This is a genomic window from Streptomyces sp. NPDC102406, from assembly GCF_044765725.1.
Classification (GTDB): Bacteria; Actinomycetota; Actinomycetes; order Streptomycetales; family Streptomycetaceae; genus Streptomyces.
Window position 1 is genome coordinate 1,845,021 of record NZ_JBIWKP010000001.1, and the last position, 15,244, is coordinate 1,860,264.

Consider the following 15,244-nt stretch of genomic DNA (forward strand, 5'->3'; position numbering starts at 1 on the left):
GGGGCATGGAGTGCCTGAACTCGTATTGGAACTGAATGGCAGGACCTGGACGCTCGACCCGTCCAGGCCATACACCCTCGGACGTGATCCGGGGGGAGACGTCGTGCTCGACGACGCCAGGGTCTCCTGGCGGCACGCCACGATCAGTTGGGACGGGCGTAGCTGGGTCATCGAGGACCACGGCTCGACCAACGGCACCTTCGTGCAGGGTCGGCGCATCCACCGGACGGAGATCGGCCCGGGCTCGTCGGTGTACCTGGGCAACTCGGCCGACGGCCCGCGCGTGAACGCGCAGGGCAGCGCCCAGGCCGCCGCCGTGGCCTCGCCGCACCAGGCGCAGCAGCAGGCCGCGGGGCTGACGCAGCAGCCACCGCAGCAGCATCCGCAGGGCGCCGCGCCCGGCTGGCAGCAGCAGGCGCCGCAGCAGCCGCAGATGCCTCAGCAACAGCGGCAGCCCCAGCAGGCGTGGCCGCAGCAGCCCGCGGCCCAGCAGGTGCCGAACCAGCAGGGACCCGGCGGTGTCGCGGGGGCTCCGCCCGTCTACGGCGACCGCAGCCCGACCACGTTCCACCAGTTCTCGCTCGGCCGCGTCATGCGCATCGGCCGCGCCCTGGAGAACGAACTGGTCGTCTCGGACCTCCAGGTCTCGCGCCTGCACGCCGAGTTCCACGCGACGCCCGACGGCCGCTTCGAGATCCGCGACCTCGGCTCGCACAACGGCACGTACGTCAACGGCCAGCCGATCGCCAAGGGCGGCTCCGCCCTGCTCGGCCCGAACGACATCGTCGGCGTCGGCCACTCCACGTTCCGCCTCGTCGGCGACCGCCTCGAGGAGTTCGTCGACACCGGTGAAGTCTCCTTCTCCGCGCGGCACTTGACGGTCACCGTCGACGGCGGCAAGCAGATCCTCAAGGACGTCTCCTTCGGCGTCCCGGAGAAGTCGCTGATCGCCGTCATCGGCCCGTCCGGCTCCGGCAAGTCGACGCTCCTGAAGGCGCTCACGGGCTACCGCCCCGCCAACCAGGGTGACGTCCTCTACGACAACCGGAACCTGTACAAGCAGTTCGCCGAGTTGCGCCAGCGCATCGGTCTGGTCCCGCAGGACGACATCCTGCACAAGGAGCTGACCGTCAAGAAGGCGCTCAAGTACGCCGCCAAGCTCCGCTTCCCCGCGGACACCAGCGAGCAGGAGCGCCAGCAGCGCATCGACGAGGTGCTGCGCGAGCTGAAGCTCGACATCCACAAGGAGAAGAAGGTCACCTCCCTCTCCGGTGGCCAGCGCAAGCGCGTCTCCGTCGCCCTGGAGCTGCTGACCAAGCCGTCGCTGATCTTCCTGGACGAGCCGACCTCCGGCCTCGACCCCGGCATGGACCGCGACGTCATGCAGCTCCTGCGCGGCCTCGCCGACGACGGCCGCACCGTCCTCGTCGTCACCCACTCGGTCGCCGAGCTGGCGATCTGCGACAAGCTGCTCGTCATGGCGCCCGGCGGCTCCGTGGCGTACTTCGGCCCGCCCGAGGAAGCCCTCAACTTCTTCGGCTACGAGACCTGGGCCGACGTCTTCTCGGCGTTCGAGAACTACCGCGACTACGACTGGGCGGGCCGCTGGAAGGGCTCGCAGCACTACCAGATGTACGCGGCCGACATCGACGCCGTGGCCGCGCAGTCGATACAGATGCCGCCCCCCGCCGCGATCAAGCCGCCCAAACCGCAGCCGTGGGCCGCCCAGCTCGTCACCCTGATCCGCCGCTACGTGTCGGTGATCGCCTCCGACAAGGGCTTCATGGGCCTCATGGTGATCCTGCCCGCCGTCCTGGGCGTCGTCTCCGTGGTCATCCCGGCCGACTTCGGCCTCGCCCCGCCCAAGCCGCCGTCCAAATTCAACGGCGACGCGGGCACCATCATGCTGATCATCGCCGTCGGCATGTGCTTCTCCGCCGCGGCCAACTCGGTCCGTGAGCTGATCAAGGAGCGGGTCATCTACGAGCGGGAGCGCGCCACCGGCCTCTCCCGTTCCGCGTACCTGATGTCCAAGGTCATCGTCCTCGGCGTCATCACGGCCATCCAGGGCGTCATCATCTGCGCCATCGGCTTCCTCCCGCGTGACCTGCCGGAGGAGGGCCTGCTGATGCCACCGGCGATCGAGCTCTGCGTCTCGATCATCGCCCTCGGCTTCACCTCGATGATGTTCGGCCTGGTGATCTCCTCGCTGGTGAAGACCTCCGAGAAGACGATGCCGCTGCTCGTCATGTTCGCCATCGTCCAGGTCGTCTTCACCGGCGTCCTCTTCCAGATCTACGGATCGATCGGCCTGGAGCAGTTCGCCTGGCTGATGCCGTCGCGCTGGGCGATCGGCGCGGCCGGGGCCACGCTCGACCTGTCCCACCTCATGCCGCCGTGGGACCCGAAGAAGCCCAACGACCTCGACCCGCTCTGGGAGCACTCGGTCACTCAGTGGGGCATCAACCTCGCCATCCTGATCGCGCTCGGCGTGATCTGCGGCTTCGCGGTCGCGCGCCTGCTGCGCCGCCACGAACCCGAGGTCATGCGCAAGTAGGCACGGCCGTACGTCACAGAAGGGCGGCACCCCGCACGGGGTGCCGCCCTTCTGTGACGTGGGGGGCAGCGTGTTCCGGACCCAGAGGTCCCGTCAATGCGTCTCAGTACGCGCTGTCCACGTTGTCGATCGAGCCGTACGTGGCGGCCGCGTAGTTCGCGGCGGCCGTGATGTTGGCGACCGGGTCGTAGATGTTCGTCGACGTGCCGTCGACGTGGTACGCGTCGAACGTCGGCTGGATGACCTGGAGCAGGCCGATCGAGGGCGTGCCGTTCTGGGCGTTGATGTCCCAGCCGTTCATGGCGTTCGGGTTGCCCGTCGACTCGCGCATGATGTTGCGGTACAGCCCGTCGTAGGAGCCGGGGATGCCCTTGGCCCTCATGATGTCGAGGGACTGCTTGATCCAGCCGTCCAGGTTGTTCGCGTAGACCGGCGTACGGGCGGCGGCGCGGGAGGCGGCCTCCCGGGCCTCGCGCTCCTTGCGTGCCTCGGCGTCGGCCTCGGCCTTCGCCTTCGCGGCCGCGTCGGCCTTCGCCCTGGCCTCGGCGTCCGTCTTCGCCTTCGCCTCGGCGTCGGCCTTCTTCTTCGCCTCGGCGGCCCGCTGCGCCTTGATCTTCGCGGCGGCCTCCTCGGCCTTCAGCGAAGCGTTGGCCTGCTGGTCCGTGACGCTCGCCCGCACGTCCTTGATCTGCTGCGCGCCCGCGTTCGTCGTGAAGGCGACGGGGGCGGAGGAGACCGTCTCGCTCTGGGCCTGTGCCTGCGTGTCCTGGCCCGGCACCAGCGTCACCGCGAGGGCGGCGGCACCGAGAGCCGCGACACCGGCCATCGAGACGCGGTGGACGCGGGTGAGCTGACTATGGCCGGGAAAGGAGTACTTGGACATGGGAGACGGGGACCTCTCGCAGAACGGGGCGCCGCTCACCGACCGGACCGGCCGAGCTGTGTTTGGGACACGAACGCCGTGGGTAGACCGAACGGCGTTGAGCGACGGGGGCCATTCTTAGCGGCCGCAAAATTCCGTGGCAAAGGTGTGACGTACGAAGCCGGGTAGTGGGACCGGCCTGCGGAAAAGGGGCCAGGAGCCCGCCTGCGACTCCCAGCCCCTACGCAACCTCGGGACTTTCGTCCCCGCCCCGCCACTAGGGCCCTTCGTACGTGACGTGCACCCTATGCGCGGCGTCACACAGCGGCTCGGCGGATCTCACGCCGGGTTGCCATTGCAACGCGCACTGTGATGCCCCTCCTCCCGAAGGATGAGGCGCACGTCGCCGAACTCGTGCCACAGGTAGAGCCCCCGCACCGCTTGCTCATACGCGCGAGCCACCGCGGCACCTCCCGCGACCGCCTTTTCGGCATCGACAAATGCGACGCCGCCGGCTCGTGCAACCCGGTCGGCAGACCGTCCACCGCCCGCCCCTGCGCTCCGGCGTCACCACGAGCCCGATCCGGCCCCGCGCCGCCCACCGCCGACGCCACGGCCCGCACAGCGGCCGTCCCGACCGCGACGACCCGCCCGCCCCCGGCCCGCGCCGCCTCGGGCACTTCGAACCGCTCTGGGTAAGGAGGCTGGTGCGCCTCCGCGGGCGCCCCCCCGTATGCAGCGTGGTCGGCGCGAACCGCACCCCCGGCTCACCAGGCGCGCCACCGTCCGCTCTGTGCACGGCCGCGCAGCACTCGCGCATCTGGGCTCTGCCCGCCCCGTCCGCGTACGACAGCGCGAACACGGTCTGGTAAGCCGACAGCGGCTGGTCCGCCCGGCCCGCGCCGCCTCGGGGACCTCGAACCGCTCCGGGTAAGGAGGCTCGTGCGCCTCCGCGGGCGCCCCCCCGTATGCAGCGTGATCGGCGCGAACCGCACCCCCGGCTCACGAGGCGCGCCACCATCCGCTCTGTGCACGGCCGCGCAGCACTCGGCATCTCGGCTCTGGCCGCCCCGTCCGCGTACGACAGCGCGAACACGGTCTGGCATGCCGACAGCGGCTGGTCCCGCTCCGTGTAGGCGTAACGGATCGCCCGCTCGTGCCGCCGAAGCGCCCCGCACCCGCGGCTACCGGCTCCTCACACACCGTCCTCACGCCGCCCGGGAGCGACACCGCCGTGTCCGCGGGCCCACCCGTGCGCGGGCGCGTCGTGCCCCGCCCGTCCGGATCCCGCAGCTCCACCGCCCAGCGCCCGGCATCGCCCCGCGACGAGACATGCACGACCACGCGCGCGTGCCCGAGCACACCGTCCGCCGCCGCCGACGTGGGCGAGGTGTTCACCACCAGGAGGTCCCCGGCCCGCAACACGTCCGGCAACTCGGCGAACCGGCGATGGACCACACGTGTCGCGCGCGACACCAGAAGGCGCACGGGTGGTGACCGGCCCCGGCCGGGGCCCCGCTCCTCCGCCGACACCCGCGCCGACCGCTCGTCGGGCACCCGCACCGCGAGCGTCATCGCGTCCCCAGCAAGGAACGCGCCGCGTACCGGCCGCTCGGGGTCCGCTCCTCCAGCAGACGCAGGAAGGCGGGCACCACCTCATCGGGGTGCGGCGTCCCCGTCAGAGCCTCCTGCGGCTCCGCCGCCGGCATGTCCCTGCGCATCCCGCCCGGATCCACCGCCCGCACCCGCAACCCCGGCTCCTCCACCGCGAGCACCGCCGACACCTCGTCCAGAGCCGCCTTCGTCGCCCAGTGACCACCTCACGTGCGGTACGCCTCCGACGCCGTGTCCGAACTCATGTTGATCACCGCCCCCGCGCGTGACTCCCGCAACGACGGCAGCGCCTCCTGGAGCAGCCCCAGCGACCCACCACATCGACCTCGAAGGCTGCCCGGAAGTCGTTCAGCGGATGGTGCTCCAACGGCGCGAGCGGCGCCGCGCCCAGCACCCCCGCGTTGTTCACCAGCAGATCGAGACCGCCGAGCTCCCAGGCCACCGACGCCAGTTCCACCCCGTGCCCCCGTCGGCGACACCCCCCGTCGGCGCCCCCACCACCGCACCCCGCTCCCGCAGAGCGGCGCAGACCCGCTCCTGCGGCGGCACCGACCGCGCGTCCAGGACCAGAGACCAGCCCAACCCCGCCCGGCCGACGCGGCAGCCCTGGGCACTTCGTCCGCGAGCCCCACCACCGAAGGTCCTTCGACCTACGCCCACAGCCCTAGGAAGCAGCCGCCGCAGGCCGGATACGCACCGTCACACCCCGCCGGTACGGTGAGCCCATGAGTCACGGCCCACGGACGGGACTGGCCGCGGTGAGCGCCGCGCTGCTGGCCATGAGCAGACACCTGGAGGTCCGCGACGTCCTCAAGACGATCGTCGCCTCGGCGCGCGAACTGCTCGACGCCGAATACGCGGCGCTCGGGGTCCCCGACGACCACGGCGGCTTCGCCCAGTTCGTCGTCGACGGCGTCAGCGACGCGCAATGGAAGGCCATCGGCCCCCTGCCGCGCCAGCACGGCATCCTGGCCGCCATGCTGCGCGAAGCCCGGACGGAGCGCCTCGCCGACGTCCGCCAGGACCCCCGCTTCGAGGGCTGGCCGTCCGCCCACCCCGACATGTCCGACTTCCTCGGCCTGCCCGTCAAGGACGGCGACGAGACGATCGGCGCGCTCTTCCTCGCGAACAAGCGATGCCCGAAGCCGCAAGACGGCTGCGGCTTCACCCAGGACGACGAGGAACTGCTCCAGATCCTCGCCCAGCACGCCGCCATCGCCCTGACCAACGCGCGGCTCTACGAGCGCAGCCGCGAACTCACCATCGCCGAGGAGCGCTCCCGGCTCGCCCACGAACTCCACGACGCCGTCAGCCAGAAACTGTTCTCCCTGCGCCTGACCGCCCAGGCCGCCGCCACGCTCATGGACCGCGACCCCACGCGCGCGAAGGGCGAGCTGCGGCACGTCGTCGAGCTCGCCGCGCAAGCCACCGAGGAACTGCGCGCGGCCGTCGTCGAGCTGCGCCCCGCCGCCCTCGACGAGGACGGCCTCGTCGCCACGCTCCGGACGCACATCCAGGTCCTCGACCGCGCCCACACCGCCCACGTCACCTTCGCCACCGGCGGCATCAGAGCCCTGCCCGCCGCACAGGAGGAGGCGATGCTGCGCGTCGCCCAGGAGGCACTGCACAACGCGCTGCGCCACTCCGGCGCGGAGCACGTCCACGTGACCGTCGACAAGCGGGGCGCGGGCGTCGCGCTCCGCGTCACCGACGACGGCAGCGGCTTCGACCCGCAGGCGATCCGCCGCGCGGGACGACACCTCGGCCTGGTCTCCATGCGCGACCGGGCCGGCGGCGTGGGCGGCCGGCTCACAGTGGAATCGGAGCCCGGCAAGGGCACCACGATCGACATGGAGGTGCCCGGTGGCTGACCCCATCAAGGTGCTCCTGGTCGACGACCACCAGGTCGTCCGCCGGGGCCTGCGTACGTTTCTCGAGGTCCAGGACGACATCGAGGTCGTCGGCGAGGCGGCGGACGGCGCCGAAGGGGTCGCCCGCGCCGAGGAACTGCACCCCGACATCGTCCTCATGGACGTCAAGATGCCGGGCATGGACGGCGTCGAAGCACTGCGCAAGCTCCGCGAACTGGACAACCCCGCGCGCGTACTGATCGTGACCAGCTTCACCGAGCAGCGCACCGTGGTACCGGCCCTGCGCGCCGGAGCCGCCGGCTACGTGTACAAGGACGTCGACCCCGACGCGCTGGCCGGCGCCATCCGCTCCGTCCACGCCGGCCACATCCTCCTCCAGCCCGAGGTGGCGGACGCCCTGCTGTCGCAGGAAGAGGCGAACGGCGGACATGGGAGGGGCGGCTCCCTCACCGAACGGGAGCGCGAGGTCCTCGGCCTGATCGCCGACGGCCGGTCGAACCGGGAGATCGCCCGCGCCCTCGTCCTCTCCGAGAAGACCGTGAAGACCCACGTGTCGAACATCCTGATGAAGCTCGACCTGGCGGACCGCACCCAGGCCGCCCTGTGGGCCGTACGCCACGGCGCCGCGGGCTGAAGCAGGCGCTCTGTGCCTCCCCGCTATGCCCTGCCGCTACGCCCTCCCGCTATGCCTCCCGTTACGTCCTCCTGCTATGCCTCCCGTTACGTCCTCCTGCTATGCCACCCCGGCGGGATCGGTTCCCTTCCGGTGAGAGATTCATACTGTCGTGTAGATGTCCCCCGTCCGGCGTATCCCGCCGGACCCCGGCGCGTTCTCCAGTGCGTGCCGCGGCGGCTGGCCGCGGCGATCGCAAGGAGGATTTCCCAGTGAAGAACCTGAAGAAGGCCGCGGCTGTCACCCTCGTCGCCGGCGGCCTGGTCGCCGCCGGTGCCGGTCTCGCCTCCGCCACTGACGGTGCGCACGCGGACGGCAAGGCCGTGCACTCGCCGGGCGTCGGCTCGGGCAACCTGATCCAGGCCCCGATCCACGTCCCGGTCAACGCCGTGGGCAACAGCGTGAACGTCATCGGCGTGCTGAACCCGGCCTTCGGCAACCTCGGCGTCAACCGCTGACCCGAGCGCGGGGTCCCCAGGACCACCGGCCCCTCGGGTACGCCCCGGGGGGCCGTCCCGCGTGATCCGATCGGGCGTATCGCGGCGCCGTCCCGTTCCCTCCCGCGGCCCGGGCCGTTGCTCACCGTGCGGCTCGCCATTGGGGCCGAAACGCACCATCTGGAGGAACACTTCTCATGAACATCGCCAAGAAGGCCGCTCTGGCCGTCGCCGTCGCCGGTATCGCCGCGGGCGCCTCGGCCGGTGCCGCCGTCGCCGACGCCGGCGCCGAGGGTGCGGCCGTCGGGTCCCCGGGCGTCATCTCGGGCAACCAGGCGCAGGTGCCGGTCCACATCCCGGTCAACGTCGTGGGCGACTCGATCAACGTCATCGGCGTGCTGAACCCGGCCTTCGGCAACCCCGCGGCGAACGACTGACGGCCTCAGCCGACCAGACACACCGGAGCCCCGCGGACAACCGTCCGCGGGGCTCCGACGCGTGACCGACCGGTCGGCCTCACTCCCGCTGCCGCTCCTCCACGAACGCGTTGTACGCGGCGACCTGGGCCCGCCGGGCCGTCCGCTCCACCGGCCTGAGCGCCACCGCCCGCGCCCCCATCTCCGAGGCGCTCACGGCCCCGCCGTGCCCGCTCTCGTACGCCACATCGATCAGCGCCCCCACCCGCTGCGCCAGCTCCAGCACCCGCACCGCCCGCGGCGGATACCCGGGCGCCAACGCCTCACGGCCCCGCTCGGCCCTGGCGCGGTACGCGTCGACGGCGGCCTCCGCCACCGGCCCCGAGCCCGCCACGTCCAGCCGCGTCAACACGTCGGTGGCCTCCCGCAGCGCCTCCGCCAGCTCCCGCTCGGCCTCACCCAGCGACGGCACATCGGCCGGGGGCGCCTCCCGCACTGGCAGGCAGTGCCACAGCACCTGGACATGGACGTCGCCCTCCGGACCCGCCTCGTACACCTCGGGGATCAGCCCGAGCGCCGCCCCGACACAGACGACGGCCTCCTCGGCGTCGACGGCCCGCGTGTTGAACTCCGGCGGCCCGCTCAGCCCCAGCGGATGCCCCGGCGCGGGCAGCGCGACCCGCAGCCCGCCGACCCCGAGCGCCCGCAACCGCCCGAGCGCGAGCGTCAGACCGACGGGGCCCGCCTCCCCGGGAATCCCCTCGACGCGGTGCACCGCGTCCTCGCCGACGATCGCGAGTACCGCGTCGTCAGGTGCGACAAGACCGGCAATAAGGGCATTGCCCCAAGCTGCGAGACGTCCAGAGCGTGGTTCCGAGAGCATGAACCCCACGATAGAAGCCGCGGCCGACGCCAAAACCCCGGCCGATGGAATGGACCACCGGACCAGTGGCGTAGGTTTTCCCTCTGGGGGCTGCGTCCAGTGCCGAACAAGCCGAACCTCTACGGACGCACGCGAGACGGCCGAGACTGCAATGGGAGACAACGCGCTCATGAGCGATGTGCTGGAGCTGGAGGACGTATCCGTGGTCCGCGAGGGCCGGGCTCTGGTGGACCAGGTCTCCTGGTCGGTGAAGGAGGGGGAGCGCTGGGTCATCCTCGGCCCCAACGGCGCCGGCAAGACCACCCTCCTGAACATCGCCTCGAGCTACCTCTTCCCGAGCAGTGGCACCGCCACCATCCTCGGCGAGACCCTCGGCAGGCCCGGCACGGACGTCTTCGAACTGCGCCCGCGCATCGGCATCGCCGGCATCGCCCTCGCCGACAAGTTGCCCAAGCGCCAGACCGTCCTCCAGACCGTGCTCACCGCCGCGTACGGCATGACGGCCGGCTGGCAGGAGAGTTACGAGGACATCGACGAGCAGCGCGCCCGCGCCTTCCTCGACCGCCTCGGCATGAGCGAGTACCTGGAGCGCAAGTTCGGCACCCTCTCCGAGGGCGAGCGCAAGCGCACCCTGATCGCCCGCGCCCTCATGACCGACCCCGAACTGCTCCTCCTGGACGAGCCCGCCGCCGGCCTCGACCTCGGCGGCCGCGAGGACCTCGTACGCCGTCTCGGCCGCCTCGCCCGCGACCCGATCGCTCCCTCCATGATCATGGTCACGCACCATGTCGAGGAGATCGCCCCGGGCTTCACGCACGTCCTGATGATCCGCCAGGGCAAGGTCCTCGCCGCGGGCCCCCTGGAGCTGGAGCTCACCTCCCGCAACCTCTCCCACTGCTTCGGCCTCCCGCTCGTCGTCGAGCAGCGCGGCGACCGCTGGACGGCCACCGGCCTCCCCCTGAGCTGACGCTTTCGCCCGGCCGTGCGGGCCGATCGTCCCCTGTCCGCACGGCCGTCCGCGGATCTACCATGACCATGTGGCAGACATCGATGCATGGGTGTGGTGGCTGATCGGGGCGGCCGCGCTCGGAATTCCCCTCGTCATCACCGCCATGCCCGAACTGGGCATGCTGTCCGTGGGCGCCGTCGCCGGCGCCGTGACGGCGGGCCTCGGCGGCGGAGTCATCCTCCAGGTCCTGGTCTTCGCCGTCGTCTCCTGCGCGTTGATCGCCGTCGTACGACCCATCGCCGCACGCCACCGCGCCCAACAACCCGAACTGGCCACGGGGATCGAGGCCCTGAAGGGCAGACAGGCCGTCGTGGTCGAGCGCGTCGACGGGAGCGGCGGCCGGATCAAACTCGGCGGCGAGATCTGGTCGGCCCGCACCCTCGACGGCGACGCGGCGTACGAGCCGGGCCGCCAGGTCGACGTGGTCGACATCGAAGGAGCCACGGCGATCGTCATCTGAGCCCACGGGTGACCTGAACTCGCCCCGCGAGATGGGCGGTTCTGACAGACTCGACCAGCACGATCTCATGATCTTCCGACGCGACGGCGCCGGAAGGACAACGGTACGAAGGGCACAGGAGACGCGATGTCAGCGATCATCATCGTCCTGATCATTCTGGTGGTGTTGGTCTTCATCGCCCTGATCAAGACCATCCAAGTCATCCCCCAGGCGAGCGCGGCCATCGTGGAGCGCTTCGGCCGGTACACCCGCACCCTGAACGCGGGCCTGAACATCGTCGTCCCCTTCATCGACTCCATCCGCAACCGCATCGACCTGCGCGAACAGGTCGTACCGTTCCCGCCGCAGCCGGTGATCACCCAGGACAACCTCGTCGTCAACATCGACACCGTCATCTACTACCAGGTGACCGACGCCAGGGCGGCCACCTACGAGGTGGCCAGCTACATCCAGGCCATCGAGCAGCTCACGGTGACGACCCTGCGCAACATCATCGGTGGCATGGACCTGGAGCGGACCCTGACCTCCCGCGAGGAGATCAACGCGGCACTGCGCGGCGTCCTCGACGAGGCCACCGGCAAGTGGGGCATCCGCGTCAACCGCGTCGAGCTCAAGGCGATCGAGCCGCCCACCTCCATCCAGGACTCGATGGAGAAGCAGATGCGCGCCGACCGTGACAAGCGCGCCGCGATCCTCACCGCGGAAGGTATCCGCCAGTCGCAGATCCTCACGGCCGAGGGCGAGAAGCAGTCCGCGATCCTGCGGGCCGAGGGTGAGGCCAAGGCGGCGGCCCTGCGCGCGGAAGGCGAGGCGCAGGCCATCCGTACGGTCTTCGAGTCCATCCACGCCGGTGACGCGGACCAGAAGCTCCTCGCCTACCAGTACCTCCAGATGCTGCCGAAGATCGCCGAGGGCGACGCCAACAAGCTCTGGATCGTCCCCAGCGAGATCGGCGACGCCCTCAAGGGTCTGAGCGGCGCCATGGGCAACTTCGGCCCGATGGCGGGCGGCCCGGCCGCGCCGTCGAAGGAGCGCCGGGAACAGCCCCCCATCGACTAGCGCGAACACAGCGGACGGGCCGCCGACCTTCCTCTGGGTCGGCGGCCCGTTCCGTTTCGCTGGGCGGGCCCGCCGTCTACGCCGCGATCTCCTGCTGCCCGAGCCACGCCGGCAACCCCGCACGCCCGTCGGTACCCAGCGACAGCAGCATCGCGTCGGCGGGCGTCGGCTCGAACGGCTGCCGCAGCAGCGGCATACCGGCCTGCTCCGGCGTCCGGTTCGCTTTGCGGTGATTGTCCTCGGCGCAGGACGCCACCGTGTTCAGCCAGGAGTCCGCGCCACCCTGGGACCGCGGCACCACGTGGTCCACGGTCGTCGCCCGCCGCCCGCAGTACGCGCACCGGTGCCCGTCCCGGACGAGCACGCCCCGCCTGGACCACGGCGCCCGTCTTCGGAACGGCACCCGCACGTATCGGCAGAGCCTGATCACCCGCGGCACCGGCATGTCGAGGGCCGCTCCGCGCATACGCAGTTCGGGGTGGGCCTGCTCGACGACGGCCTTGTCCTGAAGCACCAGCACGACGGCTCGGTTCAGTGTCACCGTCGAGAGCGGCTCGAAGCTCGCGTTCAGCACCAATGTGTCCCGCACCCTGCCCACCTCCCGTACGCAACGGATCACCCCTCGGCGTCCGTGCGCCAACTCTGGCCGCGCCCGCCGAGATGGACAACGCAATAAAAAATGCCCGCCCCTGATCACTTCCAAGACCAGAGGCGGGCAAACGTTCGGTGAACGGCGACTCTCGCGCTAACTCTCCGCGGGAGCCGCGTACTCGGCGACGACCTGCGCCCGCGCGAGCGTGTGGAACCGCAGGTTGAACCCGACGACGGCAGGCGACGCGTCGGAGTCGACCCCGAGCTTCTCCTGGTCCACCGCGTACACCGTGAAGACGTAGCGGTGCGCGGGGTCACCGGGCGGCGGCGCCGCACCGCCGAAGTCCTTCGTCCCGTAGTCGTTGCGCACCTGCACCGCACCGTCGGGAAGCCCCGCGAACGTGCCGCTGCCGGCGCCCGTGGGCAGCTCGGTCACGGAGACGGGGATGTCGAAGACGGACCAGTGCCAGAACCCGCTGCCCGTCGGCGCGTCCGGGTCGAAGCACGACACGGCGAAGCTCTTGGTCCCGGCGGGGAACCCCTCCCACCGCAGATGCGGCGAGGTGTTCCCGGCTGCCTGGACCTGAGCGTCGTCGAGCACCCCACCCGGTTCGAAATCCTCGCTCACGACGGTGAACGACGGCACCTGCGGATGAAAGTCATGCGGCAACGGCGCCCGCTCGGGCTGCTGGGTCACGACGACACCTCCTGGTTCACGGTTCCGCGGAGTCACGTGCACCTCTGTACGCACTCCGCGGACTCACGGTCTCTACGGACTCACGGGTTCTACGGAGTCCGCTCCTGAAACCCTAGAACCAGTTCTTCCGGCTGCCGACCTCCGACAGCCACTGGTGCAGATACGCCGACCAGTCGGTGCCCTGGAAGTCGTGGTGCCCGACGACGAACGACCGGAACGTGTCACTGCCCTCGCTGAACAGGCCCGCCTTCTTGTCCATCTCCAGGACGACGTCCATCTCCCGGTCGTCGGCCACGAAGCTGAGCTCCACCTGGTTGAGCCCCCGGTACTGCTGCGGCGGGAAGAACTCGATCTCCTGGTAGAAGGGCAGCTTCTGCCGCGTGCCCCGGATGTGCCCGCGCTCCATGTCCGCGCTCTTGAAGCGGAACCCGAGGCCGATGAAGGCGTCCAGGATCGCCTGCTGCGACGGCAGCGGATGCACGCTGATGGGGTCCAGGTCGCCGGAGTCCACGGCGCGGGCGATCTCCAGCTCGGTGGTCACGCCGATGTTCATCCCGCGCAGCGGCTGCCCGTCGATCGTCGTGACCGGCGTCTCCCAGGGGATCTCGAGCCCGAAGGGCACCGCGTGCACCGCGTTCGCCTGCAACTGGAAGGCCCCGCCGAGCCGCACCTTGGTGAACTCGATGTCCTGCTTGGTCTCCTGGTCGCCGCCCTCGACCTCGACGCGCGCCTGGAGGCCGACGGACAACCCCTCGATCTCCTGGTCGACGGCTCCGCCCTGGATACGGACCTCACCCTGGACGACCCCACCGGGCACGACATTGGCCTCGGTGAGCACCGTCTCGACGGACGCCCCGCCCGCACCCAGACTTGCCAACAGTCGCTTGAAGCCCATGACTCGATCTCCTCCGTAGGTGAACCGTGATCCGCGATGACTGAACCTGCCGACCGGACCGGCCGGCCCTGCTGACTACAAACGCGGTACACCGGCATCCGGTTCCGCGCGTGCTCGGTCCGCCCGTTCCGTTACCCTCGGACGGCATGATCGCGGCCCCTGACCGTACGCCCTTGACCCGCAAGTTCTTCGACCGCCCTGTCCTCGACGTGGCACCCGACCTCCTCGGACGCACGCTCGTGCACCTCACCGACGACGGCCCGATCGAGCTGCGTCTCACCGAGGTGGAGGCCTATGACGGTGCGAACGACCCCGGCTCCCACGCCTATAGAGGACAGACCGCCCGCAACAGCGTGATGTTCGGCCCGCCCGGACATGTGTACGTCTACTTCACCTACGGCATGTGGCACTGCATGAACCTGGTGTGCGGCCCCGCGGGCACGGCGGGCGGAGTCCTCCTGCGTGCCGGCGAGATCACCGAGGGCGCCGAGTTCGCCCGCAAACGTCGACTTTCAGCCCGTAACGACAAGGAACTGGCCAAAGGCCCGGCGCGCCTCGCTACGGCCCTGGGGGTGGACCGCGCTCTCGACGGCACGGACGCCTGCGCACCCGCGGGCTCCCCGGTGTCGGTACTGCACGGCACACCGGTCTCCGCTGACCAGGTACGCAGCGGCCCTCGTACCGGAGTCGCGGGCGACGGCGGCGTCCATCCCTGGCGCTTCTGGATCGCCGACGACCCGACGGTGAGCCCGTACCGCGCCCATACCCCGCGCCGCCGCCGAACTTGACGCGGTCTTGCGGGTTCCGTAATGTGGCCCGAGCCGCTTGACCCGGGTATGGCGCTCAGCCAGCAACCGGAAGCGGCCAAACCACTATCTACGATCTCCCTCAGCGGGGCCTTTTCGGCGTGCTCGTATGCCGAAATTCGAACTCGCGAAACTCGATTATGAGTTACTGAGGAAATCGACTAACGTAGTGGATACGCCGAAAGGCAGCCGGAAGGCAAAGGCCCCTCCAACGGCCACCGGAAATGAATTCCGAACCGGAAACGGAACGGAAAACGGATCTGGTAAGGTTGGAAACACGAAGGGAAGCGCCCGGAGGAAAGCCTCAGACAGTGTCTGTGGGTGAGTACAAAGGAAGCGTCCGTTCCTTGAGAACTCAACAGCGTGCCAAAAGTCAACGCCAGATTGACAACCCTGTCCCGGCCGTCAGGTCGG

General features: G+C 70.3%; 15 protein-coding genes and 2 pseudogenes. 9 read left to right on the top strand and 8 right to left on the bottom strand.

Going from position 1 to position 15,244, the window contains the following annotated elements; all coding sequences use genetic code 11:
- The first annotated feature begins 10 nt into the window (after positions 1-10).
- On the top strand, positions 11-2,557 hold the full coding sequence (locus ACIRF8_RS08505; RefSeq protein ID WP_404212151.1) for an FHA domain-containing protein: 2,547 nt from the start codon (positions 11-13) through the stop codon (positions 2,555-2,557).
- A gap of 103 nt (positions 2,558-2,660) precedes the next feature.
- On the opposite strand, the gene ACIRF8_RS08510 is transcribed toward ACIRF8_RS08505, so the two are convergent.
- The 4 genes and pseudogenes from ACIRF8_RS08510 to ACIRF8_RS08525 form a co-directional block, all read right to left on the bottom strand.
- Positions 2,661-3,440 (bottom strand): transglycosylase SLT domain-containing protein, encoded by a 780-nt coding sequence (locus tag ACIRF8_RS08510; protein ID WP_404212153.1) that lies wholly within the window; start codon positions 3,438-3,440, stop codon positions 2,661-2,663.
- Between the two features lie 318 nt (positions 3,441-3,758).
- Positions 3,759-4,308: pseudogene (locus ACIRF8_RS08515) on the bottom strand (S-adenosylmethionine:tRNA ribosyltransferase-isomerase); the annotation flags it as partial.
- 11 nt (positions 4,309-4,319) lie between these two features.
- A pseudogene (locus tag ACIRF8_RS08520) lies at positions 4,320-4,994 on the bottom strand (S-adenosylmethionine:tRNA ribosyltransferase-isomerase); the annotation flags it as partial.
- Positions 4,995-5,283: 289 nt separating this feature from the next.
- A complete protein-coding gene (locus ACIRF8_RS08525) occupies positions 5,284-5,490 on the bottom strand; it encodes a hypothetical protein (RefSeq protein ID WP_404212155.1) in 207 nt (68 codons plus the stop codon).
- A gap of 268 nt (positions 5,491-5,758) precedes the next feature.
- On the opposite strand from ACIRF8_RS08525, the gene ACIRF8_RS08530 reads away from it, so the two are divergent.
- From ACIRF8_RS08530 to ACIRF8_RS08545, 4 genes are all read left to right on the top strand, one after another.
- Positions 5,759-6,904 (top strand): GAF domain-containing sensor histidine kinase, encoded by a 1,146-nt coding sequence (locus tag ACIRF8_RS08530; protein ID WP_404212156.1) that lies wholly within the window; start codon positions 5,759-5,761, stop codon positions 6,902-6,904.
- On the top strand, positions 6,897-7,538 hold the full coding sequence (locus tag ACIRF8_RS08535) for a response regulator (protein WP_404212158.1): 642 nt from the start codon (positions 6,897-6,899) through the stop codon (positions 7,536-7,538). Before ACIRF8_RS08530 ends, ACIRF8_RS08535 begins: the two co-directional genes overlap by 8 nt.
- 251 nt (positions 7,539-7,789) lie before the next feature.
- Positions 7,790-8,035: a chaplin ChpE gene (gene chpE / locus ACIRF8_RS08540; RefSeq protein WP_404212160.1), complete on the top strand. Its 246-nt coding sequence runs from the start codon at positions 7,790-7,792 to the stop codon at positions 8,033-8,035.
- A 176-nt stretch (positions 8,036-8,211) separates the two neighbouring features.
- Entirely contained in the window at positions 8,212-8,451 is a 240-nt protein-coding gene (locus ACIRF8_RS08545) for a chaplin (protein WP_404212162.1), read from the top strand.
- 79 nt (positions 8,452-8,530) lie between these two features.
- Here ACIRF8_RS08545 and ACIRF8_RS08550 read toward each other — a convergent pair whose 3' ends face one another.
- A complete protein-coding gene (locus tag ACIRF8_RS08550) occupies positions 8,531-9,313 on the bottom strand; it encodes a hypothetical protein (protein WP_404212164.1) in 783 nt (260 codons plus the stop codon).
- Positions 9,314-9,482: 169 nt separating this feature from the next.
- Here ACIRF8_RS08550 and ACIRF8_RS08555 point away from each other — a divergent pair, with 169 nt between their 5' ends.
- The 3 genes from ACIRF8_RS08555 (at position 9,483) to ACIRF8_RS08565 (ending at position 11,841) form a co-directional block, all read left to right on the top strand.
- Positions 9,483-10,280, top strand: a complete 798-nt coding sequence (locus ACIRF8_RS08555) for an ABC transporter ATP-binding protein (protein WP_404212166.1) — start codon at positions 9,483-9,485, stop codon at positions 10,278-10,280.
- A 70-nt stretch (positions 10,281-10,350) separates the two neighbouring features.
- Complete coding sequence (locus tag ACIRF8_RS08560) at positions 10,351-10,782, top strand: NfeD family protein (RefSeq protein ID WP_404212168.1); 432 nt, start codon at positions 10,351-10,353, stop codon at positions 10,780-10,782.
- Between the two features lie 126 nt (positions 10,783-10,908).
- Positions 10,909-11,841, top strand: coding sequence for an SPFH domain-containing protein (locus tag ACIRF8_RS08565; protein ID WP_404212170.1), 933 nt, complete (start codon positions 10,909-10,911; stop codon positions 11,839-11,841).
- A gap of 76 nt (positions 11,842-11,917) precedes the next feature.
- On the opposite strand, the gene ACIRF8_RS08570 is transcribed toward ACIRF8_RS08565, so the two are convergent.
- The 3 genes from ACIRF8_RS08570 to ACIRF8_RS08580 form a co-directional block, all read right to left on the bottom strand.
- Positions 11,918-12,430: an HNH endonuclease gene (locus ACIRF8_RS08570; protein ID WP_404212172.1), complete on the bottom strand. Its 513-nt coding sequence runs from the start codon at positions 12,428-12,430 to the stop codon at positions 11,918-11,920.
- Positions 12,431-12,586: 156 nt separating this feature from the next.
- A complete protein-coding gene (locus tag ACIRF8_RS08575) occupies positions 12,587-13,129 on the bottom strand; it encodes a YbhB/YbcL family Raf kinase inhibitor-like protein (protein WP_404212174.1) in 543 nt (180 codons plus the stop codon).
- 112 nt (positions 13,130-13,241) lie between these two features.
- Positions 13,242-14,024, bottom strand: a complete 783-nt coding sequence (locus tag ACIRF8_RS08580; protein ID WP_404212176.1) for a sporulation protein — start codon at positions 14,022-14,024, stop codon at positions 13,242-13,244.
- 146 nt (positions 14,025-14,170) lie between these two features.
- On the opposite strand from ACIRF8_RS08580, the gene ACIRF8_RS08585 reads away from it, so the two are divergent.
- Entirely contained in the window at positions 14,171-14,812 is a 642-nt protein-coding gene (locus ACIRF8_RS08585; protein WP_404212178.1) for a DNA-3-methyladenine glycosylase, read from the top strand.
- Positions 14,813-15,244: the final 432 nt, after the last annotated feature.